The sequence below is a fragment of the Streptomyces sp. NPDC030296 genome, from assembly GCF_055572815.1.
On sequence record NZ_JBVICQ010000008.1, the window covers coordinates 151,487 to 173,258 of the forward strand.

21 protein-coding genes, 1 tRNA gene and 1 pseudogene are annotated in these 21,772 nt (G+C 71.9%); 12 read left to right on the forward strand and 11 right to left on the reverse strand.

Annotation, left to right across the window (positions count from 1 at the left end; translation table 11 throughout):
* Window positions 1–93: 93 nt before the first annotated feature.
* Both ACZ4Z3_RS23585 and ACZ4Z3_RS23590 read right to left on the reverse strand, forming a co-directional pair.
* Complete coding sequence (locus tag ACZ4Z3_RS23585; protein ID WP_468502865.1) at window positions 94–1,491, reverse strand: GntP family permease; 1,398 nt, start codon at window positions 1,489–1,491, stop codon at window positions 94–96.
* A 79-nt stretch (window positions 1,492–1,570) separates the two neighbouring features.
* A complete protein-coding gene (locus ACZ4Z3_RS23590; RefSeq protein ID WP_468502866.1) occupies window positions 1,571–2,089 on the reverse strand; it encodes a gluconokinase in 519 nt (172 codons plus the stop codon).
* Between the two features lie 143 nt (window positions 2,090–2,232).
* Between ACZ4Z3_RS23590 and ACZ4Z3_RS23595 the strand changes: the two genes are divergently transcribed.
* The gene (locus tag ACZ4Z3_RS23595; RefSeq protein ID WP_468502867.1) at window positions 2,233–2,934 is read left to right on the forward strand and encodes a FadR/GntR family transcriptional regulator; all 702 of its coding nucleotides are present in this window, start codon (window positions 2,233–2,235) and stop codon (window positions 2,932–2,934) included.
* Between the two features lie 28 nt (window positions 2,935–2,962).
* Here the strand turns inward: ACZ4Z3_RS23595 and ACZ4Z3_RS23600 are convergent, their stop codons facing one another.
* The 3 genes and pseudogenes from ACZ4Z3_RS23600 to ACZ4Z3_RS23610 all read right to left on the reverse strand — a co-directional run bounded on the left by ACZ4Z3_RS23600 (window position 2,963) and on the right by ACZ4Z3_RS23610 (window position 4,054).
* On the reverse strand, window positions 2,963–3,427 hold the full coding sequence (locus tag ACZ4Z3_RS23600) for a YchJ family protein (protein WP_468502868.1): 465 nt from the start codon (window positions 3,425–3,427) through the stop codon (window positions 2,963–2,965).
* Window positions 3,428–3,515: 88 nt separating this feature from the next.
* Window positions 3,516–3,911: pseudogene (locus ACZ4Z3_RS23605) on the reverse strand (hypothetical protein); the annotation flags it as partial.
* Window positions 3,912–3,969: 58 nt separating this feature from the next.
* A tRNA-Leu gene (locus ACZ4Z3_RS23610) sits at window positions 3,970–4,054 on the reverse strand.
* Between the two features lie 198 nt (window positions 4,055–4,252).
* Between ACZ4Z3_RS23610 and ACZ4Z3_RS23615 the strand changes: the two genes are divergently transcribed.
* The 3 genes from ACZ4Z3_RS23615 to ACZ4Z3_RS23625 all read left to right on the forward strand — a co-directional run bounded on the left by ACZ4Z3_RS23615 (window position 4,253) and on the right by ACZ4Z3_RS23625 (window position 7,145).
* Window positions 4,253–5,578, forward strand: a complete 1,326-nt coding sequence (locus tag ACZ4Z3_RS23615) for a M20/M25/M40 family metallo-hydrolase (protein WP_468502869.1) — start codon at window positions 4,253–4,255, stop codon at window positions 5,576–5,578.
* Window positions 5,579–5,796: 218 nt separating this feature from the next.
* Window positions 5,797–6,030, forward strand: a complete 234-nt coding sequence (gene chpH / locus ACZ4Z3_RS23620; protein ID WP_468502870.1) for a chaplin ChpH — start codon at window positions 5,797–5,799, stop codon at window positions 6,028–6,030.
* 131 nt (window positions 6,031–6,161) lie between these two features.
* Complete coding sequence (locus ACZ4Z3_RS23625) at window positions 6,162–7,145, forward strand: chaplin (RefSeq protein WP_468502871.1); 984 nt, start codon at window positions 6,162–6,164, stop codon at window positions 7,143–7,145.
* Window positions 7,146–7,216: 71 nt separating this feature from the next.
* Here ACZ4Z3_RS23625 and ACZ4Z3_RS23630 read toward each other — a convergent pair whose 3' ends face one another.
* A complete protein-coding gene (locus ACZ4Z3_RS23630; RefSeq protein WP_005485166.1) occupies window positions 7,217–7,405 on the reverse strand; it encodes a DUF5703 family protein in 189 nt (62 codons plus the stop codon).
* A 48-nt stretch (window positions 7,406–7,453) separates the two neighbouring features.
* On the opposite strand from ACZ4Z3_RS23630, the gene ACZ4Z3_RS23635 reads away from it, so the two are divergent.
* The gene (locus tag ACZ4Z3_RS23635) at window positions 7,454–8,155 is read left to right on the forward strand and encodes a hypothetical protein (RefSeq protein WP_468502872.1); all 702 of its coding nucleotides are present in this window, start codon (window positions 7,454–7,456) and stop codon (window positions 8,153–8,155) included.
* A gap of 43 nt (window positions 8,156–8,198) precedes the next feature.
* On the opposite strand, the gene ACZ4Z3_RS23640 is transcribed toward ACZ4Z3_RS23635, so the two are convergent.
* Window positions 8,199–10,484 carry a helix-hairpin-helix domain-containing protein gene (locus tag ACZ4Z3_RS23640; RefSeq protein WP_468502873.1) on the reverse strand — a complete coding sequence of 762 codons (2,286 nt, stop codon included), beginning with the start codon at window positions 10,482–10,484 and terminating at the stop codon, window positions 8,199–8,201.
* Window positions 10,481–11,464, reverse strand: coding sequence for an aldo/keto reductase (locus ACZ4Z3_RS23645; protein ID WP_107462689.1), 984 nt, complete (start codon window positions 11,462–11,464; stop codon window positions 10,481–10,483). The genes ACZ4Z3_RS23640 and ACZ4Z3_RS23645 overlap by 4 nt, the downstream gene beginning before the upstream one ends.
* A gap of 175 nt (window positions 11,465–11,639) precedes the next feature.
* Here ACZ4Z3_RS23645 and ACZ4Z3_RS23650 point away from each other — a divergent pair, with 175 nt between their 5' ends.
* Window positions 11,640–12,695 (forward strand): LLM class F420-dependent oxidoreductase, encoded by a 1,056-nt coding sequence (locus tag ACZ4Z3_RS23650; protein WP_468502874.1) that lies wholly within the window; start codon window positions 11,640–11,642, stop codon window positions 12,693–12,695.
* A gap of 235 nt (window positions 12,696–12,930) precedes the next feature.
* A complete protein-coding gene (locus tag ACZ4Z3_RS23655) occupies window positions 12,931–13,719 on the forward strand; it encodes a ferritin-like domain-containing protein (RefSeq protein ID WP_468502875.1) in 789 nt (262 codons plus the stop codon).
* Between the two features lie 79 nt (window positions 13,720–13,798).
* Here ACZ4Z3_RS23655 and corA read toward each other — a convergent pair whose 3' ends face one another.
* Complete coding sequence (corA, locus tag ACZ4Z3_RS23660) at window positions 13,799–14,794, reverse strand: magnesium/cobalt transporter CorA (RefSeq protein ID WP_468502876.1); 996 nt, start codon at window positions 14,792–14,794, stop codon at window positions 13,799–13,801.
* A 55-nt stretch (window positions 14,795–14,849) separates the two neighbouring features.
* Between corA and ACZ4Z3_RS23665 the strand changes: the two genes are divergently transcribed.
* The 5 genes from ACZ4Z3_RS23665 (at window position 14,850) to ACZ4Z3_RS23685 (ending at window position 19,786) form a co-directional block, all read left to right on the forward strand.
* Window positions 14,850–15,536: a histidine phosphatase family protein gene (locus tag ACZ4Z3_RS23665; protein WP_468502877.1), complete on the forward strand. Its 687-nt coding sequence runs from the start codon at window positions 14,850–14,852 to the stop codon at window positions 15,534–15,536.
* A 96-nt stretch (window positions 15,537–15,632) separates the two neighbouring features.
* Window positions 15,633–16,223: a DUF3090 domain-containing protein gene (locus tag ACZ4Z3_RS23670; RefSeq protein WP_055514112.1), complete on the forward strand. Its 591-nt coding sequence runs from the start codon at window positions 15,633–15,635 to the stop codon at window positions 16,221–16,223.
* Entirely contained in the window at window positions 16,187–17,023 is an 837-nt protein-coding gene (locus tag ACZ4Z3_RS23675) for an SCO1664 family protein (RefSeq protein WP_468502878.1), read from the forward strand. The genes ACZ4Z3_RS23670 and ACZ4Z3_RS23675 overlap by 37 nt, the downstream gene beginning before the upstream one ends.
* A 109-nt stretch (window positions 17,024–17,132) precedes the next feature.
* The gene (gene mshC / locus ACZ4Z3_RS23680) at window positions 17,133–18,362 is read left to right on the forward strand and encodes a cysteine--1-D-myo-inosityl 2-amino-2-deoxy-alpha-D-glucopyranoside ligase (RefSeq protein ID WP_468502879.1); all 1,230 of its coding nucleotides are present in this window, start codon (window positions 17,133–17,135) and stop codon (window positions 18,360–18,362) included.
* 401 nt (window positions 18,363–18,763) lie between these two features.
* The gene (locus tag ACZ4Z3_RS23685) at window positions 18,764–19,786 is read left to right on the forward strand and encodes an NHL repeat-containing protein (RefSeq protein WP_468502880.1); all 1,023 of its coding nucleotides are present in this window, start codon (window positions 18,764–18,766) and stop codon (window positions 19,784–19,786) included.
* 107 nt (window positions 19,787–19,893) lie between these two features.
* Here ACZ4Z3_RS23685 and ACZ4Z3_RS23690 read toward each other — a convergent pair whose 3' ends face one another.
* Both ACZ4Z3_RS23690 and ACZ4Z3_RS23695 read right to left on the reverse strand, forming a co-directional pair.
* Window positions 19,894–20,886, reverse strand: coding sequence for a PAC2 family protein (locus ACZ4Z3_RS23690; RefSeq protein WP_099965637.1), 993 nt, complete (start codon window positions 20,884–20,886; stop codon window positions 19,894–19,896).
* Window positions 20,887–21,042: 156 nt separating this feature from the next.
* The gene (locus tag ACZ4Z3_RS23695) at window positions 21,043–21,714 is read right to left on the reverse strand and encodes a FadR/GntR family transcriptional regulator (protein WP_468502881.1); all 672 of its coding nucleotides are present in this window, start codon (window positions 21,712–21,714) and stop codon (window positions 21,043–21,045) included.
* Between the last annotated feature and the right edge of the window lie 58 nt (window positions 21,715–21,772).

A 21,772-nucleotide genomic window follows, 5' to 3' on the forward strand; every position in this document is an offset into this window, starting at 1 on the left:
GCGCACGAACCGCCCCCCGACCGTCCCCTGCTCCTTCCTCCCCCCCCCCCCCCCCCCCCCCTCCCCCCCCCCCCCCCCCCCAGGACCGGCGTCCTAGATCACCAGCGACAGCAGCAGCACGAGGGCCCCCGCCACCACCGAGATGATCGTCTCCATCACCGACCAGCTCTTGATGGTCTGACCGACGGTCATGCCGAAGTACTCCTTGACCATCCAGAAGCCGGCGTCGTTGACATGGCTGAAGAACAGGGAGCCGGCGCCGATGGCGAGGACGAGCAGCGCCGTGTGGGTCGACGACATGTCGGCGGCCAGCGGTGCCACGAGCCCGGCCGCGGAGATGGTCGCGACGGTCGCCGAGCCCGTCGCGAGCCGGATGCACACCGCGATGAGCCAGGCCAGGACGAGCGCGGGGATGGACCAGTCCTCGGAGATCTCCAGGATCATCCGCCCGACCCCGGAGTCGATCAGCGTCTGCTTGAAGCCTCCGCCGGCCCCGACGATCAGCAGGATGCCCGCGATCGGCGCGAGGGACGTCTCCACGGTCGACGACAGCCGCTCCTTGGTGAACCCGGCCGCCCGCCCCAGCGTGAACATGCCCACGAGCACCGACGCGAGCAGCGCGATCAGTGGCGAGCCGACGACGTCGAAGACCCGCTGCACCATCTGCTCGGGGTCGTCGACCACGATGTCCACCAGGGCCTTGGCGAGCATGAGCACGACGGGCAGCAGCATCGTCGCGATGGTCGCCCCGAACCCGGGCCGCTTCTCCAGCTCCTCCGACGCCCGCGCGGGAATCATGCGCTCGGGCACCGGGACGTCCACCCACCGCGCCGCGTACTTCGAGAACAGCGGCCCGGCGATGATCACGGTCGGTACGGCGACGAGCAGACCCAGCGCCAGCGTGGCCCCCAGGTCGGCCTTGACCGCGTCGATCGCGACCAGCGGCCCGGGATGCGGCGGGATCAGGCCGTGCATGACGGACAGGCCCGCGAGGGCGGGGACACCGATCCGCATCAGCGAGTAGCCGCCGCGCTTGGCGACCATCAGGACCACCGGGATGAGCAGCACGATCCCGACCTCGAAGAACAGCGGCAGCCCGATCACCGAGGCGATCAGCACCATCGCCCACGGCATCGCCCGCCCGCCGGCCTTCGCGAGGATCGTGTCGACGATCTGGTCGGCGCCCCCGGAGTCGGCGAGCAGCTTGCCGAGGATCGCTCCCAGCGCGATGAGCACACCCACCCCGGCCACGGTCGTCCCGAGCCCGGTGGTGAAGCTGACGATCACCTTGTCCAGCGGTGCCCCGGCGAACGCGCCGAGCGCGAGCGAACCGATGGTCAGGGCCAGGAAGGCGTGCACCTTGAACCTGGTGATGAGCAGCACGATGACGGCGATGCCCGCCAGGACGGCTATGCCCAACTGCGCGTGGCCCGCCGAGGTGATCGGCTCGACGGGGTCCGCTGCCAGCATCTCGACGCTGAGTCTGGTCACGGTGATTCCTTGGAGGAGGGGGAGGAAGGGGAGGGGAAAGCGGAGGGGGAGGGGCAGCGGGCCCGGGGAGCCGGGTCGGTCACGACGCCGGGTCGAGCCGCGCTCGCAGCGCGACGACCGCCCGTTCGGTGATCTCCTCGGGGTCGCCCGAGACGTCGACCTCGACACCCGCCTCGTCCGCCCCCAGCGGTTGCAGCGTGGCGAACTGCGAGTCGAGCAGCGCGGTCGGCATGAAGTGCCCCCGCCGGCGCGCCATACGGTCCTCGATCAGCGCCCGGTCACCCGCGAGGTGCACGAAGACCAGGCCGGGCGCGGTGGACCGCAGCCGGTCCCGGTAGGCGCGCTTCAGCGCCGAGCAGCTGACCACCCCGCCGAGCCCGGCCCGGCCGCGCGCCCAGTCGCCGATGGCGTCGAGCCACGGCCACCGGTCCGCGTCGTCGAGCGGTGTCCCGGCCGACATCTTCGCGATGTTGGCCTGGGGGTGGAAGTCGTCGCCCTCGGCGTACGGAACGCCGAGCCGGGTCGCGAGCAGGGCACCGATCGTCGTCTTGCCGGTCCCCGCCACGCCCATCACCACGACGACGGGAGGGGTACGCATGGCTACCTCGCTGTCCTCGTCGACATCTGGGACGCCATCCGGCGTCGACGACACTGAAGCCGATTACATAGGACTAATTCAAGCCCTCGTGCCAAATAAACCTGACTTATGGTTCGCTCTGTTCTCCTCGTACCCTGATCCCCATGACCACACCGGGCCGGGGGCTGCACGGCCGAGTACTGGACACGCTCGGCCCGGCGATCACGGCCGGCGAGTACCCGCCGGGCAGCGTCCTGCGCACCGATGAACTCGCCCAGCGGTTCGAGGTGTCGCGCTCCGTGATGCGGGAGGCGGTGCGGGTGCTGGAGTCGATGCACCTGGTCGAGTCCCGCCGCCGGGTGGGAGTGATCGTCCGTCCGGCCGCCGCCTGGAACGTCTACGACCCGCAGGTCATCCGCTGGCGTCTCGCGGGCGCCGACCGCCCCCGCCAACTGCGTTCACTGACCGTCCTGCGGTCGGCGGTCGAACCGGTCGCCGCGGCCCTGGCGGCTACCCACGCCACCGCCGAGCAGTGCGCCGCCATCACCGAGTGCGCGATCGGCATGGTCGCCCACTCACGCGGCCACAAACTGGAGGGCTACCTCCTCCACGACGTCGCCTTCCACCGGCTGATCCTCACCGCCTCCGGCAACGAGATGTTCGCCCGCCTCGGCGACGTCGTCGAGGAGGTCCTCGCGGGCCGCACCCACCACGAGGTCATGTTCGACGACCCGGACCCCGCCGCCGTCACCCTCCACGTCCAGGTCGCCGAGGCCATCCGCGAGGGCGACGCCCCCCGGGCCGAACACCTCACCCGAGAGATCACCGAGGGCGCCCTGAAGGAACTCGACATACTGGCCCCTTGAGGCCCGCGGCCACAGCTCCGGCACCGGGTCACGACTCCAGGAACTCCCCGTCCACATACACCCACGCCCCGTCCACCCGCTCGAAACGGCTGCGCTCGTGCAGGGTGCCGCCGTGGAACGAGGCGCGGAAGGTGACCGTGCCGGTGGTGTGGAAGGCCGAACCCTCGCTCGTGCCGAGGATCTCCAGGCCGGTCCAGCGCATGCCCGGGTCGAAGTCGACGTGCGTCGGGCGCGTGCGCGGATGCCAGGTCCGCAGGAGGTACGCCTCGTCCTGGAAGACGAAGGCGCTGTACCGGGACCGCATCAGGGCCTCGGCGGTCGCGGCCCCGGCCGGCCCGGCGTGGAAACGGCCGCAGCAGTCCGCGTACGTGCCCGGCAGACCGCATGGGCACGGGCCGGCCGCCCTCGACGGCACCCCGCCGGGCGCCGAGAACCTGGCGGCGGACCTGGACGAGGGCTTCGAACGGGCCTTGGGGCTGCGACGCGACGACATGACCGCCATTCTGCCCGCCCCGGCACCCGCCCCCTACGCAAAGGCCCTTACGCGGTGCACCCGGTAACGGGCGTCACTGTTCGCCGGACGCGTCGTACTCGAACCCGGGCCCGCGCGGCGGAGGAGTCGGACGCGCCGTGGACGGTCAGCTCGTGTCCGGCCCCGACGACGGCCCGCACCCCGGCCTCCCCGAACACCAGCCAGGCGCGCTCGTCGGGTTATCGGCGTCCACCGGAACGTACGCGGCGCCGGCGGCCAGCACCGCGAGGATCACCACGTACAGGTCGCCGGTGCCCGCGGGGGGCGGGCCCGCAGGTCTGCCTGGGGATGTTTCCGTCCCGGCGCCGAACAAGCCCCACACTCTAGTGCTCACGTGACTACGGCCTGTCGTATCGGCCAAGAGGACGCATCCGCGAAGCAACCCGGAGGCATCGGGCCATCCCCGTGAGCCGGGGTTTTCCCGGTGGGACGAGACGTCTCCCACAGTTCGCCGCACCCTACGCACGAAGGCCGCGACCTGATGGTCGCGGCCTTCGCCACTGTGTCCGAGGGGGGACTTGAACCCCCACGCCCGATAAAGGGCACTAGCACCTCAAGCTAGCGCGTCTGCCATTCCGCCACCCGGACAAGGTGTCTGTCGTGCGGGGTGTCCCCCGCGGCGACAGAGAAAACATTACCAGGCTTTCCGGGGCCCTCGATCACACCCCGTTCCCGGAGGTCCGGGGCGTGAACGGCGTGTGACGGGCCGGTCCCGGTCTTGGGGCGGGCCACCGGGCAGGAGGAGGATGAGGGGAACCACCAGCAGCGACAGCGGGAGGAAGCAGCGTGAGCGAGACGGACACGGCCAGGCGCGTGACCGGCGAGGACGAGGTCGTGGACCTCTGCCGCGAGCTGATCCAGATCGACACCAGCAACTTCGGCGACCACTCGGGCCCGGGAGAGCGCAAGGCCGCCGAGTACGTCGCGGAGAAGCTCGCCGAGGTGGGTCTCGAACCGAGGATCTTCGAGTCGCACCCGGGCCGTGCCTCGACGGTGGCCCGCATCGAGGGCGAGGACCCGTCCCGGCCCGCGCTGCTCATCCACGGTCACACCGACGTCGTCCCGGCCAACGCCGACGACTGGACCCACCACCCCTTCTCCGGTGAGGTCGCCGACGGCTGTGTGTGGGGCCGGGGCGCGGTCGACATGAAGGACATGGACGCGATGACCCTCGCGGTCGTCCGGGACCGGCTGCGCAGCGGTCGCAAGCCCCCGCGCGACATCGTCCTCGCCTTCCTCGCCGACGAGGAGGCCGGCGGTACGTACGGCGCCAAGTACCTGGTCAAGAACCACCCCGAGCTCTTCGAGGGCGTCACCGAGGCGATCAGCGAGGTCGGCGGGTTCTCCTTCACCGTCAGCGAGCAGCGGCGGCTCTATCTGATCCAGACGGCCGAGAAGGGCATGCACTGGATGAAGCTGACCGTGGCCGGCACCGCCGGGCACGGCTCGATGATCCACCGCGACAACGCCATCACCGAGCTGTCCGAGGCCGTCGCCCGCCTCGGCCGCCACACCTTCCCGGTACGGGTCACCAAGACCACCCGTGCCTTCCTCGACGAACTCGGCGACGCGCTCGGCACGGAGCTGGACCCGGAGAACATGGAGGGCACCCTCGCCAAGCTCGGCGGGATCGCCAAGCTCATCGGAGCCACCCTCAGCAACACCGCCAACCCCACCCAACTCGGCGCCGGCTACAAGGTCAACGTCATTCCCGGCGAGGCCACCGCGCACGTCGACGGACGGTTCCTGCCGGGCTTCGAGGAGGAGTTCCTCGCCGACCTCGACAAGATCCTCGGGCCCAAGGTGCGGCGCGAGGACGTGCACTCCGACAAGGCGCTGGAGACGTCCTTCGACGGGGCGCTCGTGGACGCCATGCAGTCCGCGCTGGTTGCCGAGGACCCGGCCGCGAAGGCGGTCCCGTACATGCTCTCCGGCGGTACGGACGCCAAGTCCTTCGACGACCTCGGTATCCGCGGCTTCGGCTTCGCCCCGCTGAAGCTGCCCCCGGAGCTGGACTTCGCGGGCATGTTCCACGGAGTCGACGAACGGGTGCCGGTGGAGGGCCTGAAGTTCGGTGTGCGTGTGCTGGACCGTTTCCTCGACGCGTCCTGATCTTCCGCGACGGGATCCTGGTGATCCCCGAGCGGCCCTGAACCGCCGTGATACTGCCCGGAATTGTGTATTGAAACGATACTCCCCTAATCGGCAGCACGTACGATGATCGACCGAGTCGAGTGAATCGGACCATAGGCTCGTAGCTCGATTACTCCCTTCTCGTTACAGGTGATGTGACCCGCTACTCCGGGTCGCTTTGCCAACAAGGAGGAATAATGATCAAGAAGGTCGTCGCTGCTGCGGCTGCCACCGGTGGTCTCGTGCTCGCGGGTGCGGGTCTGGCTGTTGCCGACGCTGGTGCCCAGGGTGCCGCTGTCGGTTCCCCGGGTGTCGCGTCCGGCAACGTCGTCCAGGCGCCCGTTCACGTCCCTGTGAACGTGTGTGGCAACACGATCAACGTGATCGGGCTGCTGAACCCCGCCTTCGGCAACACCTGCATCAACAAGTGACGTTGTGCCTCACCCGGTGAGGGTCCGATAACCGTTGGCCCCGGAGTGTGCGCCATGCACTCCGGGGCCGACCGGTTCCACGGACAAGGTGAAGAAGATCAGACCATAGGGCTAAGGCAGGTAATTCAGACATGCGACAGGTCACCCGCAAAGGCCTGATGACGATGGCGGCCGCGTCCGGCGTCCTCGCCGCGGCCGGCGGATACGCGCACGCCGATTCCGGCGCCCAGGGCTCCGCGACCCATTCGCCGGGCGTTCTCTCAGGTAACAACGTGCAGGCGCCGGTCGAGGCCGAGGTCAACGTCTGCGGCAACACCGTCAGCGTCGTCGGGCTGCTCAACCCCGCGTCCGGCAACAAGTGCTCCAACGGCGTCAAGACCGGCAAGCACGCCGGTGGTTCCGGATCGTCGTACGGGGGCTCGCGGGCGCAGGGGCACGCCAGTGACTCGCCCGGCATCGCGTCGGGCAACCATGTGCAGGCCCCGGTGCACGTACCGGTCAACGCCTGCGGCAACAGTGTCAACGTGGTCGGCGTCGGCAACCCGGCCACGGGCAACGAGTGTTCCAACGGCGGGGGCGGCCACCACGGCTCGTCGCACGACGGCGGCTACGGCTCCTCCCACGGCGGCGGATCCCACGCGGACGGTCACGCCGGCAACTCGCCGGGCGTCGGCTCCGGCAATCACGTGCAGGTCCCGGTGCACGTACCGGTCAACGCCTGCGGCAACAGCGTCAGCGTGATCGGTCTCGGCAACGGCACGACCGGCAACGACTGCGGGAACCCGGGCGGTGGAGGGGCGCACGAGAACCCCGGCGGCCCGCAGAACCCGCCGGTCGAGCAGCCCGGCCCGGAGCAGCCCGGTAACCCCGGGACTCCCGAGAACCCGGGCAACCCCAACAATCCGGGCAACCCTGGGAACCCCGGAAACCCGGATGCCCCCGGCCCCGGTGGCACCAACACGCCGGGTACCCGGACCGACGGCCAGCCCGGGCCCATCGGGCAGCTCGCCCAGACCGGCGCCGAGGTGCCGCTCGGCCTCGCCCTGACGGTGGGCGCCGGCACGCTCCTCGGGGGCGCGCTGATCTACCGCAAGGCACGGGGCACCGCGCGGTAACCGGATCCCACGCACAGGAAACGGAGCGGGCCCCGCACCAGCGGGGCCCGCTCCGTTTCTCTCTGCTCACATCACCACGTGGCCCGCACCTGGCGGATGATCCGTCGGCGCAACCGCACCCTGCGGCTGCCATCGCGCAGCAGACTCAGTCGGTCCAACTCCCAGTGTCCGTACTCGGCATGGTCCGTCAGCAGGCGTGTGGCGTCCTTGCGGGAGACCCCGCGCGGTACGTACACGTCGACAAATTCGTATTCCGGCATCGGTATCTATTGTGCGGGCTGGGGCCCGGTACGGATAGCGTCTGCACTATGTCTGATGCTGCGCAGCCCACCGCTGCCGAGGTACGCGCCGCCGCCGAGGCGGTCAAGACCGCGCTCGACCGCCACCTGGCCGCGGTCGAACGCCGGTCGGGTGAGGACGACCCGGCCGTCTACGAGGCGTTCAACGAGCTGGCCGCGGCCGCCGAGGAGTACGACGAACTGCTCTACGACCGCTACGACGAGGTCACTCCCTTCGAGATCCCCGGCACCGAGGACATGCCGCCGTACACCGGACCCGAGGAGCCGAGCGCGCTGAGCGTGCTGATCCGGCGGGACTACACGGTGGTGGAGCCGCAGCGGTTGCTGGCGCAGGCGCAGCGGGTGGAGGCGGCCGACGAGCCGTCCGCCGTCGGCGCCGGCGACGACGAGGCGTCGGCCACCGTCCACGGCGCCCTGGGCGTCCTGTTCGGCGAATTCGAACCGGACGAGATCGCCTCCCGGCACAAGGAGTTCGGCCTGGAGGAGGGCGACTCCACCCTCTGGGTCACCGCCGGGGACGACACGGCCGACCCCGGGGAGTGGCTGGAGGCCCCGTTCGAGAACGTCGACCCCCAGCGGGTCGTCTGCCGCTTCGACGTCAGCGCGGTTTTCGACGAGGACGATCTCGAGGACGACGAGGATCTCGAGGACGAGATCGTTCTGGACGAGGAGGATGACGAGGAGTTGGAGCCGCTGGACGCGGACCGGTAGGGCGGGCGGCCCGGACTGCCCTCCGGGCCGGTCCCACCGGGTGTCAGCCGGCCGGGGGCACCTGCGCCTTGAGCAGGGCCGGGAGGCGGGTCGTACGGGGCTTCGGGGGGACCTCGGCGACCGCGCGGGGGAGCATCTGCTCGACGCCGTGGACGACGGACAGATGCCGCTCCGCACGGGAGAACGCGGTGTAGACCCAGGGACGGCTGAGCGCCGCGCCCGCGTCACCCGGCAGGACGACCACCGCGGCCGGCCAACGGTGACCCACCGCCTGGTGCGCCGTGAGCGCCCACCCGTGCCGTACGGCCGTCTCGACCCGTTCCTTCGGTACGACGACGGCGCCCCCCGCGCCCTCCAGATGCAGCCCCTCGGCGTCGGCCTTCACGACGCGACCCGGCGTCGCACGGCCCGGCACGGGGGAGTGGACGACACGGTCACCGGGGTCGAACCCGCCGAAGCGGCCCGGCCCGGGGTTCAGCCGCTCCTTCAGTGCCGCGTTCAGCGCACGGGTGCCCGCCGCGCCCCCATGGCCGGGGGTGATCACCTGCACCTGCTCGGCCGGGATGCCGAAGGCCCTCGGCACGGAGTCCACGACAAGCTGCACGGTCCGGTGCACCGCCTCCCCGGCGTCCCGCACCGGCACGATCACGACCTCCTTGCCGGGCGCCTCCACCTGGTTGAGCTCCCCGATCCCGATCCCGGAGACCAGCTCACCGAGCGGGCCGGGGTCCGGGGTCCGTGAGGCGACCTGCGGGCAGGCCCGGGCGGCGAGGAGGTCCGCGAACACCCGACCCGGCCCGGCGGACCACAGCACCCCCGGATCGCCGCTGAGCACCAGCCGTGCCCCGTCGGGCAGCGACTCGACTAGGACGGCGGCGGTCTCCACGTCGAGCTGCGGCGCGTCCAGCACCACGAGCAGATCGAGGGCGAACGCGCCCTCGGTGTCCCTGCCGGGCCCCTCGGCTCCGGCCAGCAGCCCGTCCACGGTGACCACGGCGGAACCACCCGTCCCGGCGTCGCCGGGGGCCGCGCCGTCCGCGCCGACGGCGTCCAGCAGCGCGGCGAACCGCCGCCTGCCGTCCGCGCTGTGCGTGGCCGCGTACGCCCGCAGCCCGAGGGCGCGCGCGGCGGCGACCAGCGCGGCGGGCTCGGCGCGGGCGGCCTCGCCGCCGGTGTGCAGGACGAGCCCGTCCCCGGCGACGGCGCGGATCAGCTCGGCGGCGGGACGGGGCGCCGACGCGGCCGCGGACGCCCACTCCGTGGTGTCGTCCTTGGGCAGGGAGTTCACAATCCGGGCGAGGCCGTCGGCGAGGCTCTCCTCGGCGAGGGCGTAACGCTCCAGGCCGACCAGGACACGCACCGGGCGCTCCGGCTCCTCCTCGTCGTCCTCGGCGTCGGTGGCCGCCGCGACGGGCGGGGCGTCGTCGAGCGCGTCCTGGAAGATCAGCGCCTCGCCCTCGGCGACGGCGCTCTGCACGGCCTCGTCCGGGTCCGGCACCGCACGCTGGGCGAGCGCGGCGGTGAGGACCGGGACCTCCAGCGCGGTGTGCCCGGCGACCGCGGCCTGTTCCAGCAGCCATACCGTGACCGCCCGGCCGCGCCGCTCGTCGTCCGGGCCGCACTCCGCGCCGAGCAGCGCCCGCGCGAAACCGTCGGCCTGTTCGGGCCGGACCCCGCCGACCCGCAGCAACTGCCAGGGGTCCTCGCGCAGACGGTCACCGGCGCCCTCGCCGAGTGCCTCGGCGACCTGCGGCGCCAGCGCCTCCGGAGCCCCGCCCTCGGCCAGCACCGCGCGCACCGCGCCGACGGTCTCGCCCGAGGGCGCCACGGCGACGGGGGCGGCCACCGGCTCCGGGCGCCGCACCGGTTCCGGCGCGGGCCGCCGCGGCGCGGGCTCCGGCTCCGCGAAGACGGTGGCCGAGGGCTTCTGCCCGCCCTCCACGGCCCGTACGGCCGCCAGCAGGTCGGCCGCCGTGCCGCTGAGCTTGGCGCCCGCCGTGATCGGCCCCTTCTTCTCGGCCTTCCGCCGCTCGATCCGCTCCCGCTCCAGCTTCTGCGCCGCCAACTCGGCCTGAGCCTCGGACAGGTCGGACCCGCTGTCGGCGCTCTCCGCGCCGACAGCCGCGTCCCCCGTGGCCTCCTCGGCTCCCGCGGCCTCGGTGGTCTCCCCGGTCTCCCCGTCCTCCCGGGCACTGTCGTCCGTGGCCGCGGCGGCCGCCGTGTCCCGGCCGTCGGGTGTGCCCTCGGCCTCCGCGGTCCCGGCGTCGGGGGTTCCGTCGGCGCGGTCCCCCGGCTCGTCCGGCTCCGTGGTCGCGGGCTCCGTGCTCACAGCGTGCTCCAGTCGTGATCGGGATAGCGGTGCACGGGCGCCGACACGTCGTCGAGCGCCCGGCAGATCTCGTCAGGAAGACTAAGGGTCTCCACTGACAACGCCGCCGTGAGCTGGAGCGCGTTGCGCGCTCCGACGATGGGTGCGGCGACCCCCGGCCGGTCCCGGACCCAGGCGAGGGCGACCTGGAGCGGCGTCACGGCGAGCCCGTCCGCGGCGGTCTGCACCGCGTCCACGATGCTGGTCGCCGTGTCGTCGAGGTACGGCGCGACGAACCGGGCCATGTGCTCGGAGCCGCCCCGCGAGTCCGGCGGCGTGGCGTGCCGGTACTTCCCGGTGAGCACCCCGCGGCCCAGCGGGGAGGACGGGAGCAGCCCGACCCCGAGGTCCAGCGCGGCCGGCAGCACCTCGCGCTCGACGCCGCGCTGGAGCAGGGAGTACTCCATCTGCGTACTGGCCAGCCGGGTGCGTATCCCCGGTGCGGCGAGCTGCCAGGTGGCCGCCTTCGCGAGTTGCCAACCGCAGAAGTTGGAGACCCCGGCGTAGCGGGCGCGGCCGCTGCTGACGGCCAGGTCGAGGGCGTGGAGCGTCTCCTCCAGCGGGGTCTCGGGGTCGTAGGCGTGGAGGTGCCAGAGGTCGACGTGGTCGGTGCCGAGGCGGGCCAGGGAGGCGTCCAGGGCGGCGAGCAGATGACCGCGGGAGCCGTCGAAGCGGCGGTCGGGGTCGGGGACGCTGCCGGCCTTCGTGGAGATGACCAGGTCACGGCGGGGCACAAGGCCGTCCATGAGCCGGCCGAGCAGATACTCGGCCTCGCCGTCGCCGTACACGTCCGCCGTGTCGACGAGGGTGCCGCCCGCTTCCCAGAACACCTTCAACATGTCCGCGGCGTCATGCTCGTCCGTGTCGCGGCCCCACGTCAGGGTGCCGAGCCCGATCCGGGACACGCGCAGGCCGGTACGGCCGAGATGCCTCTGCTCCATGGACGCCGACATTACTGTCCGGAGTTCGCCGTGTGGGGGCCTGTGGACGACCGATTTCCCCAGCGCACCGCGCGACCGGTCAGGAGGCACCCGCACTGGCCCCTCTGCCGCCTTCCCCCGGTAAGGTCAGGCGGAACAAGGACGTTACTGATCGGTAAGGGGAAGGCGGGTCTACATGAAGCTCGGGATCAACCTCGGCTACTGGGGCGCCGGAATGGACGGGGACAACCTCGCCGTGGCCCAGGAGGCCGACCGCCTCGGCTACGCGGTGTGCTGGGCGGCGGAGGCGTACGGCTCGGATGCCGCCACCGTGCTCAGCTGGGTCGCCGCCAAGACCGAACGCATCGACGTCGGCTCGGCCATCTTCCAGATCCCGGCCCGCCAGCCGGCGATGACCGCCATGACCGCCGCGACCCTGGACTCGCTCTCCGGCGGCCGGTTCCGCCTCGGCCTCGGGGTCTCCGGCCCGCAGGTCTCCGAGGGCTGGTACGGCGTCAAGTTCGACAAGCCGCTCGCCCGCACCCGCGAGTACGTGGAGATCGTCCGCAAGGCGATGACCCGCGAGCGCCTGTCCCACGACGGCGAGCACTGGACGCTGCCGCTGCCCGGCGGCCCCGGCAAGCCGCTCAAGCTCACCGTGCACCCCACCCGCGAGCACATCCCGCTGTACATCGCGGCGATCGGTCCGAAGAACCTGGAGCAGACCGGTGAGATCGCCGACGGCGCGCTGCTGATCTTCCCGTCGGCCGCGCACCTGGAGGACACCGCCATCACGCACCTGCGCGCGGGCCGCGAGAAGGCCGGCAAGACCCTCGACGGGTTCGACGTGTGCCCGACGCTGCCGCTCGCCGTCGGCGACGACAAGGACGTCACGACGCTCGCCGACACCTTCCGCCCCTACACCGCGCTGTACGTCGGCGGCATGGGCAGCCGCAAGCAGAACTTCTACAACCAGCTCGCCCAGCGCATGGGCTACGAGAAGGAGGCCGCCGAGATCCAGGACAAGTACCTGGCCGGCGACAAGGCCGGTGCCGCGGCCGCGATCCCGCACGAGCTCATCGACCAGACGACGCTCCTCGGCTCCGTGGAGCGCATCGCCGACCGGATGAAGGCCTACGAGGAGGCCGGCGTCACCACCCTCACGCTGGCGCCCGCGGGCTTCACGCTGGACGAGCGGATCGCCTCGCTGCGGGCCGGCACCGAGGCCCTGGAGCGGGCCGGGCTCGCCTAACGATCGGGGCCGGCGCCCCCACGCCGGCCCCGGGAAGCTCTACGGCCGTGGTGGGGGCTCGGGGGTCTTCCCCGCCACGGCCGTCACGGGGCACAACGCGCCACCGGCCCTCTCGGTTACGCGTCTTCGCCGCCCAGTCGTCCTTCGTTTGGCGGATTTGTCCGACACAGCTGTTGCCCGACTCCTGGTACCCCATTTGACTCGATTCTCAGGGTCCTGCAGAGAGGTGCCTCAGATGCTTTCGGCCAAGAGCCTGTTCCAGGAGATCATCGACGACGACGAGTCGTTCCGGCTGTTCTGCTCCATCGCCGCCAGCGGTGAGTCCCAGGGCGGCTGGGAGAACGCGCGCATCGCCGCGCTCGTCCCGGAGAGCGAACGCGCGCTCGCCCCCAGGATCACCCGCCACGGCGCGGACGAGGACAAGCACGGACGGATCTTCAACGCCCTGATGAGAAAACGCGGCCTCGAACCCGTGGAGGTTCCGCCGGAGACCGACTACACGATGCTGCTGGAGCGCCACGGCATCGGACTGGCCCACGACAAGCTCAAGGCCGACCAGGCCCTCACCGTGCGGGACATCATCGTCTACCTGTCCCACAGCCGTGTCACCGAACAGCGCGCCTCCGAGCAGATGGTGCTGCTCCGCAAGCACTTCGCCGACCACCCGGAGATCGGCAAGGCCGTCCGGATGATCTCCGACGACGAGGACAACCACCTCGCTTACACCCACGAGGAACTCCTGCGGTTCGCCGCCGCCGGACACGGCCGCCTCATCCAGCGGACCCTGCGCGAGTGCGCCCTCGCCGAGATCGCCGTCTACCGGGACGTCAGCCTCGCCGTGATGGCCCACATGGGGCGCGTCCTCGGCTGGCCGAAGGCCAAGTCCGCCGTGCTCGCGGCGGGCATCCACGCGGTGTACGCCTACGAGCGGGCCTTCGGCTGGCGCCGCATGGTCACCCTGGAGATGCCGGAGCGCCGCGACGCGCTCGGCGGACCGGCGACCGCGGCACCCGAGTTCGCCTGAGCCCCGGGCACGAACAGCCGCACGCGCGCGTGGAGCACTCCCCGCTCCGCCCGGTCTCCCCGCGCGCGGCGGCCGGTCGTCACAGCCACCCGCGCCGCTTGAACAACCGGTACACCAGCACCTCCAGCCCGGCGGTCACCGCGATCACCGCCGGATACGACCACACCCAGCGCAGCTCGGGCATGTGCTCGAAGTTCATGCCGTAGATCCCGGCGACCATCGTGGGGATCGCCGCCATGGCCGCCCACGCGGAGATCTTCCGCATGTCGTCGTTCTGCCGGACGCTCATCTGTGCGAGATGCGCCGAGAGGATGTCGGACACCAGCCGGTCCAGGCCCTCGACGGACTCGTTCACGCGGGTGAGATGGTCGCTGACGTCACGGAAGAAGGGCCGGGCCTGCTCGTTCACGAACGGCACGGCGGAGCCGGTCGCGCCCTGGCCGGAGAGCCGGGTGAGCGGCGCGGCGAGCGGGCCGGTGGCGCGGCGGAACTCCAGCACCTGACGCTTGAAGGTGTAGATCCGCGACGCGGTGTTCCGCGAGCCGCCGACGTCCGGGGAGAACACCTCCGTCTCCAGCTCCTCCAGGTCCGTCTGGAGCTCGGTCGCCACCTCCAGGTAGTGGTCGACCGTGGCGTCCGTGATCGCGTACAGCACCGACGTGGGCCCCTCGCCCAGCAGCTCCGGCTCCTGCTCCAGCCGGCGCCGTACGGCGTTCAGGGGCGAGCCCCCGCCGTGGCGGACGGTCACCACGAAGGAGTCGCCGAGGAACACCATGATCTCGTCCGTGCTCACCGTGTCCCCGGCCGGCTCGTACACGACCGGCTTCAACACCATGAACAGCGAGTCCTCGTACACCTCCAGCTTCGGCCGCTGGTGCGCCTTCAGGGCGTCCTCGACGGCCAGCGGATGCAGTGCGAACTCCTCGGTGACGAGGGCGAACTCCTTCTCCGTCGGCTCATGCAGGCCGATCCACACGAAGCCGCCCGAGGCACGCGCGGCGGCCAGGGCGTCGGAGAGGTCCTCGGGCCCCTCGGTGCGGTGGCCGTCGCGGTAGACGGCGCAGTCGACGATCACAGGGAGTTCCTTTCTCATCGGTGGAGCCGCAGGAAGGGCGTCTAGGCTGGGCCGCATGCCCACGTTGATCCTCGTCCGGCACGGCCGGTCCACCGCCAACACCGATGGTGTGCTCGCCGGGTGGACACCCGGCGTAGCCCTCGACGAGCGCGGCACCGCGCAGGCCGCGGCACTGCCCGGCCGTCTCGCCGGGCTGCCGATCTCCGAGGTCGTCACCAGCCCCCTCCAGCGCTGCCAGGAGACGATGCGCCCCTTCCTGGAGGCCCGGCCCGAGCTGAGTCCGCACACCGACGACCGCATCGGCGAGTGCCACTACGGCGACTGGTCCGGCCGCAAGCTCGCCGAACTCGCCGACGAGCCGCTGATGCAGGTCGTCCAGTCGCATCCGACGGCCGTGCAGTTCCCCGGCGGGGAGTCGATGCGGGAGATGCAGCATCGGGCGGCGGAGGCGGTACGGGAGTGGAACGCGCGCGTGGAGCGCGACCACGGGGCGGACGCCGTGTATGTGATGTGCTCCCACGGCGACATCATCAAGTCGCTCGTCGCGGACGCACTCGGACTTCATCTGGACCTCTTCCAGCGGATTTCTGTCGAACCGTGTTCCATCACCGCGATCCGTTACACACGACTGCGGCCGTTTCTCGTCCGCCTCGGCGACACCGGGGACTTCGCGTCCCTGGCGCCGCGCGAGGAACCCCCGGACGGCGACGCCGCCGTCGGGGGCGGCGCGGGAGCACCGTGATCGTCAACCGCAGTAGGGTGAAGCGGTCGCGAAGGCGCTGAACCCGTCAGCAGCCGGAGCGACCGGTCCCGACGTCGATTCCAATGGAGACAGGACGTGTCCCGTCAGGTGTTCCTCTACGACCCCCCGGACCGCTTCGTGGCCGGTACGGTCGGGCTGCCCGGGCGCCGGACCTTCTTCCTGCAGGCCTCATCGGGGCAGCGGGTCACCAGCGTGTCCCTGGAGAAGACCCAGGTCGCCGCGCTCGCCGAGCGCATGGACGAGCTGCTCGACGAGGTCGTGCGGCGCAGCGGCGGCAGTGCCCCGGTGCCCGCCGTCGCCCCCACCGAGGTCTCGGACACGGCACCGCTGGAAACCCCCATCGAGGAGGAGTTCCGCGTCGGCACCATGGCGCTGGCCTGGGACGGCGACGAGCAGCGCATGATCGTCGAGGCCCAGGCGCTGGTCGAGCTGGACGCCGACTCCGAGGAGGACCTCGCCGAGGCCGAGGAGCGGCTCCTCCAGGACGAGGAGAACGGCCCGCCGATGCTCCGCGTCCGCCTCACCGGCGCCCAGGCCAGGGCCTTCGCCAAACGCGCCCTGGACGTCGTCAACGCGGGCCGGCCGCCGTGCCCGCTGTGCAGTCTTCCGCTCGACCCGGAGGGACACGTATGTCCGCGCCAGAACGGATACCGCCGCGGGGAGTGACCTCCGACGGGCGGACCCCGGCCGTCGTGCTGCTGGCCGAGGGCGAGCTGACCGTGCGCGGCCAGGTGCGCGAGGCGTCCAACGCGGTCCTGTACTGCTCGGTCTCGTACGAGGGACGTGAGGCCGCCTGCGTCTACAAGCCCGTCGCCGGGGAGCGCCCGCTGTGGGACTTCCCCGACGGGACGCTCGCGCAGCGCGAGGTCGCCGCGTACGAGGTGTCCGAGGCGACCGGGTGGGGTCTCGTACCGCCCACGGTGCTGCGGGACGGGCCGTACGGGGAGGGCATGTGCCAGCTGTGGATCGAGGGGGTGCCCGGCTCGGAGCTGCTCGCCCTCGTGGACGGTGAGGAGGCGGGGGAGGGCTGGAAGGCCGTCGGCTTCGCCGAGGTCGGCGACGGCGAGACCGCGCTCCTCGTGCACGCCGACGACCGGCGACTGCGCCGCCTCGCCGTCCTCGACGCCGTCATCAACAACGCGGACCGCAAGGGCGGCCATCTCCTGCCCGCCGCCGAGGACCGGCTCTACGGCATCGACCACGGCGTGACCTTCAACGTCGAGAACAAGCTGCGGACCCTGCTGTGGGGGTGGGCGGGGGAGCCCCTCACGGACGAGGCCGTCGACGTGCTGAAGCGGTTGCGGGACGCGTTGGGCGACGGCGGTGAGCTGGCGGCGAAGCTGTCGCGTCTGATCACGGCCGCCGAACTGGACGCCACCAGGGAGCGGGTGGCCACCCTGCTGAGGACCGGCCGCCACCCGGAACCGAGCGGGGAGTGGCCGGCGATCCCGTGGCCGCCGGTGTGAGGCGGTGGTGCGGCAGGGCTCCACCACCCGCGAGTGCCGTGCATCGTGTGCGCCCGAACCGCCGGGCGCCCCCGGCTTAACCTGGGAGGGATCGGGTTAGGCTCGTGGCATGTATGCCTGGCCCGCTTCTGAGGTCCCCGTCCTGCCCGGCAAGGGCCGCGACCTGAGGATCCACGACACCGCGACCGGCGGTCTGGTCACCCTTGACCCCGGTCCCGTCGCCCGTATCTACGTCTGCGGTATCACCCCGTACGACGCCACCCACATGGGTCACGCGGCGACCTACAACGCGTTCGACCTCGTTCAGCGCGTGTGGCTCGACACCAAGCGGCAGGTTCACTACGTCCAGAACGTCACCGATGTCGACGATCCGCTGCTGGAGCGGGCCGAGCGCGACGGCATCGACTGGGTGGCCCTCGCCGAGAAGGAGACCGCCCTCTTCCGCGAGGACATGACCGCTCTGCGGATGCTGCCGCCGAGGGAGTACATCGGCGCCGTCGAAGCCATCCCCGGTATCGTCCCGCTCGTCGAGCGGCTCCGCGACGCCGGCGCCGCGTACGAACTCGAGGGCGACATCTACTTCTCCGTCGAGTCCGACCCCGACTTCGGCAAGGTCTCCGGTCTCGACGCCGCCGCGATGCGGCTGCTGTCCGCCGAGCGCGGCGGCGACCCGGACCGGCCCGGCAAGAAGAACCCCCTCGACCCGATGCTGTGGATGGCCGCGCGCGAGGGCGAGCCCAGCTGGGACGGCGGCTCCCTCGGCCGCGGCCGGCCCGGCTGGCACATCGAGTGCGTCGCCATCGCCCTGGACCACCTCGGCATGGGCTTCGACGTGCAGGGCGGCGGCTCCGACCTCGCCTTCCCGCACCACGAGATGGGCGCCTCGCACGCCCAGGTGCTGACCGGCGAGTTCCCCATGGCCAAGGCGTACGTCCACGCCGGCATGGTCGCGCTGCACGGCGAGAAGATGTCGAAGTCCAAGGGCAACCTCGTCTTCGTCTCCCGGCTGCGCCGGGACGGCGTCGACCCCGCGGCCATACGGCTCGCGCTCCTCGCTCACCACTACCGGGCCGACTGGGAGTGGACCGACCAGGTCCTCCAGGACGCCGTCGCCCGGCTGGGCCGGTGGCGTGCCGCCGTCTCCCGGCCCGACGGGCCGCCCGCCGAGGCGCTCGTCGAGGAGATCCGTGAGGCCCTCGCCGACGACCTGGACGCCCCGGCCGCGCTCGCGGCGGTCGACCGCTGGGCCGCGCTCCAGCAGGAGCAGGGCGGCACGGACGAGGGGGCACCCGGTGTCGTCTCCCGCGCCGTGGACGCCCTCCTCGGCGTGGCCCTGTGAAGTAACGACTCTGCACAGGCGGCACAGGGATGACCGGCCGTCACACGTGACACGCGCTCAGTCGGCGCGGTGGTGTCGCAGCGAGGGGGCGCCTTCTCCGTTCGGAGGGGGCGCCCCTTGCGCGTACGCGGGTGCCCTCCGCGAGGACACGGGCCTTTCCTCCGCGCACGTGGGGCCTCGTGCCCAGGGGAGGGCCCTTGCTCCGCGCATGCGGGGCCTCCCGCCCGGGCGAGGGCCCTTCCTCCGTGTACGCGGGGGCGTCGAGACCATGTCGGGGGGCTGTCGACGCCCTGTCGGTCGGTTGTCGAAGGCTGCGGGGCGGGGCGGCATGTGATGGGGTGAACGACGTCAGTCGAAGCCGGACCGGCCAGCCGCCGGTCCCTTCGTGGAAGGGACGCACAGTGGCACCCCCGCACTCCTCCCCCCACTTCTCCCACTCCTCCCGCTCCTCCCTCTCCCTCCACTCGGCCCAACGCCCCGTCAGCCGACGAGGACTGCTCACGGCGTCGGCCGCCACCGCGGGCGCCCTGCTCGTCGGGACGTCGGCCGCCGGGACCGCCGCGGCGGCCGGGAAGACCTGGCCGGACGTCATCCCGCTCCCCAACGGCTTCCGCCCCGAGGGCATCGCCATCGGCGGCGGCCCCTACGCCTACCTCGGCTCCCTCGCCGACGGCTCCATCTACCGCGCCGACCTGCGCACCGGGCAGGGCCGCATCATCTCCACCGGGCCCGGCACACCCTCCGTCGGCCTCGAACTCGACGGACGGGGACGGCTGTTCGTCGCCGGACGTGCCCAGGGCGCCCGCGTGGTCGACGTACGCACCGGCGCGGTCCTCGCCTCGTACCGGCTCAGCACGGCGACGCCCAGCTTCGCCAACGACGTCTTCCTGGCCTCGCGGACCGCCTGGTTCACCGACTCGTTCCAGCCGGCCCTCCACGCGCTGCCGCTCGGCAAGCACGGTGAGCTGCCGCACGCGGACGACGTCGTGACGCTCACCCTGCGCGGCGACTGGGCCCAGACGCCCGGAGAGACGGTCAACGCCAACGGCATCACCGCAACCCCGGACGGCAAGGCCCTGCTCGTCGTGCAGTCCGGCGCCGGGGGACTGCACCGGGTCGACCCGCGCACCGGCGTCACCCGGCTCGTCGACCTCGGCGACTCCGCGCCCCTCACCAACGGCGACGGCCTGCTGCTCCTCGGACGGCGGCTGTACGTGGTGCAGAACCGTCAGAACGCGATCGACGTGTTCCAGCTCGCCGCGGACGGCCGCTCCGGCATCTTCGAGGGCCGGCTCACGGACCCGGACTTCGACGTCCCGACGACCGTCGCCGCCCACAAGAACCGCCTGTACCTGCCCAACGCCCGCTTCACCACGACCCCGACGCCGGACACGACGTACACGGTCGTCGCGGTGGAGCACTGACCGGCGGCCGGCGGACCGGCACGGACCAGGAAGGCCGCCGCGCTCCCCGCCCCCTGCGCCAGGGAGTGGGGAGCGCGCGGTGACGTCCTCTCACGGGACCGGGCCGATCAGTCCTCCGAGGACTCCTCGTCGTCGCCGCCCGCCCGTGGCGGCTTGGGCGGTCGCGCCCGGCCACCGGGGTTGTCCTTCGGGTTCCACGCGCCGGGGCCGGTGTCGCCCCCGTCGGCCGTGGCGTGACCGCCGGCCGCACCGGTGGGGCCGCCGTCGCGACGCCGCAGATACCGCTCGAACTCGCGGGCGATGGCCTCGCCCGACGCCTCCGGCAGCTCCGCGGTGTCCCGCGCCTCCTCCAGCGTCTGTACGTACTCCGCGACCTCGCTGTCCTCGGCGGCCAGCTGGTCCACCCCCACCTGCCAGGCGCGCGCGTCCTCGGGCAGCTCGCCCAGCGGGATGCGCACGTCGATCAGGTCCTCCAGGCGGTTGAGGAGGGCCAGCGTCGCCTTCGGGTTCGGCGGCTGCGACACGTAGTGCGGCACCGCGGCCCACAGCGACACCGCCGGGACCCCCGCGTGCGTGCACGCCTCCTGGAGGATGCCGACGATGCCCGTGGGGCCCTCGTACTTGGTCTCCTCCAGGTCCATGCGCTGCGCGAGATCCGGGTCCGACGTGACCCCGCTGACGGGGACCGGACGCGTGTGCGGGGTGTCACCGAGCAGGGCGCCCAGGATCACCACCAGCTCCACGCCCAGCTCGTGGGCGAAGCCCAGCAGCTCGTTGCAGAACGAGCGCCACCGCATCGACGGCTCGATACCCCGGACCAGCACGAGATCGCGGGGCTTCTCGCCGCCGACCCGCACCACCGACAACCTTGTCGTCGGCCAAGTGATCTTGCGTACGCCGCCGTCCAGCCACACCGTGGGCCGGTTCACCTGGAAGTCGTAGTAGTCCTCGGCGTCGAGCGCCGCGAACACCTCGCCCTTCCACTCCCGGTCCAGGTGCGCGACCGCGGTGGAGGCGGCGTCGCCGGCGTCGTTCCAGCCTTCGAACGCGGCCACCATGACTGGGTCGATCAGCTCGGGAACCCCCTCCAGCTCGATCACCCAGCGCCTCCTTCCGACGTGCCCTCGCGTACGCCCCAACCTTACGGCGTGCCCAGGGGGCCTTCGCAGCCCCCTTGCACGGGGGAGTGAACGGATCAATGCCCCGTTCGCACGGCCACAACACGCGCCGCCCGCCGGGCGCGAGTGATCATCGCCTCACAGCGACGACCGCAGCCACTGCTCGATGCTCGCGATGTGGACCGTCGCCCAGGAGCGGGCGGCCTCGGCGTCGCGGTCGCGGAGGGTGGCGAGGATGGCGCGGTGTTCGTGGAGGGTGCGGCTGACGGCGTCCTCCTGGGTGAGGCCCCGCCAGACGCGGGCCCGGGTGGTGGGGCCCGACAGGCCGTCCAGGAGGGAGCAGAGCACGGAGTTCCCGGAGCTCTGCACGATGCCCTTGTGGAACTCCAGGTCGCAGGCGACCAGTTCCTCCACCGACGGATGGTCGCCCAGCTTGTCCAACTGGGCGCCCAGCGCGTCCAGTTGCTGCTCGCTGATGCGCAGGGCCGCCATCGCCGTGGCGGCCGGCTCCAGAATGCGGCGCACGGCGAGGAACTCCAAAACCGTGTCGTCGCGGTGGAAGTCGACGACGAAGCTCAGCGCCTCCAGCAGGAGCTGCGGGTCGAGGCTGGTCACATACGTGCCGTCACCCTGCCGTACGTCCAGGATGCGGATCAGCGACAGGGCGCGCACCGCCTCGCGCAGGGAGTTGCGGGACAGTCCCAGATCGGCGGCGAGTTCGCTCTCCTTGGGCAGCCGGTCGCCCGGGCGCAGCGCCCCGGAGACGATCATGTCCTTGATCTTCTCGATCGCCTCGTCGGTGACTGCCATGGCGCCGCCCTCCTGCTGTTCCCTGCCTGATCAGACATCCGATGTCTCAGGTCATTAT

Excerpts from the sequence above, each read along its gene's own strand:
- ACZ4Z3_RS23650 (WP_468502874.1), top strand. The coding sequence starts at position 11,640 with ATGAAGCTCGGGATCAACCTCGGCTACTGGGGCGCCGGAATGGACGGG.
- mshC (WP_468502879.1), top strand. The coding sequence starts at position 17,133 with ATGTATGCCTGGCCCGCTTCTGAGGTCCCCGTCCTGCCCGGCAAGGGC.
- ACZ4Z3_RS23675 (WP_468502878.1), top strand. The coding sequence starts at position 16,187 with ATGTCCGCGCCAGAACGGATACCGCCGCGGGGAGTGACCTCCGACGGG.
- ACZ4Z3_RS23655 (WP_468502875.1), top strand. The coding sequence starts at position 12,931 with ATGCTTTCGGCCAAGAGCCTGTTCCAGGAGATCATCGACGACGACGAG.
- ACZ4Z3_RS23695 (WP_468502881.1), bottom strand. The coding sequence starts at position 21,714 with ATGGCAGTCACCGACGAGGCGATCGAGAAGATCAAGGACATGATCGTC.
- ACZ4Z3_RS23600 (WP_468502868.1), bottom strand. The coding sequence starts at position 3,427 with ATGTCGTCGCGTCGCAGCCCCAAGGCCCGTTCGAAGCCCTCGTCCAGG.
- ACZ4Z3_RS23630 (WP_005485166.1), bottom strand. The coding sequence starts at position 7,405 with ATGCCGGAATACGAATTTGTCGACGTGTACGTACCGCGCGGGGTCTCC.
- ACZ4Z3_RS23665 (WP_468502877.1), top strand. The coding sequence starts at position 14,850 with ATGCCCACGTTGATCCTCGTCCGGCACGGCCGGTCCACCGCCAACACC.
- ACZ4Z3_RS23590 (WP_468502866.1), bottom strand. The coding sequence starts at position 2,089 with ATGCGTACCCCTCCCGTCGTCGTGGTGATGGGCGTGGCGGGGACCGGC.
- ACZ4Z3_RS23645 (WP_107462689.1), bottom strand. The coding sequence starts at position 11,464 with ATGGAGCAGAGGCATCTCGGCCGTACCGGCCTGCGCGTGTCCCGGATC.
- ACZ4Z3_RS23595 (WP_468502867.1), top strand. The coding sequence starts at position 2,233 with ATGACCACACCGGGCCGGGGGCTGCACGGCCGAGTACTGGACACGCTC.
- ACZ4Z3_RS23635 (WP_468502872.1), top strand. The coding sequence starts at position 7,454 with ATGTCTGATGCTGCGCAGCCCACCGCTGCCGAGGTACGCGCCGCCGCC.
- chpH (WP_468502870.1), top strand. The coding sequence starts at position 5,797 with ATGATCAAGAAGGTCGTCGCTGCTGCGGCTGCCACCGGTGGTCTCGTG.
- ACZ4Z3_RS23625 (WP_468502871.1), top strand. The coding sequence starts at position 6,162 with ATGCGACAGGTCACCCGCAAAGGCCTGATGACGATGGCGGCCGCGTCC.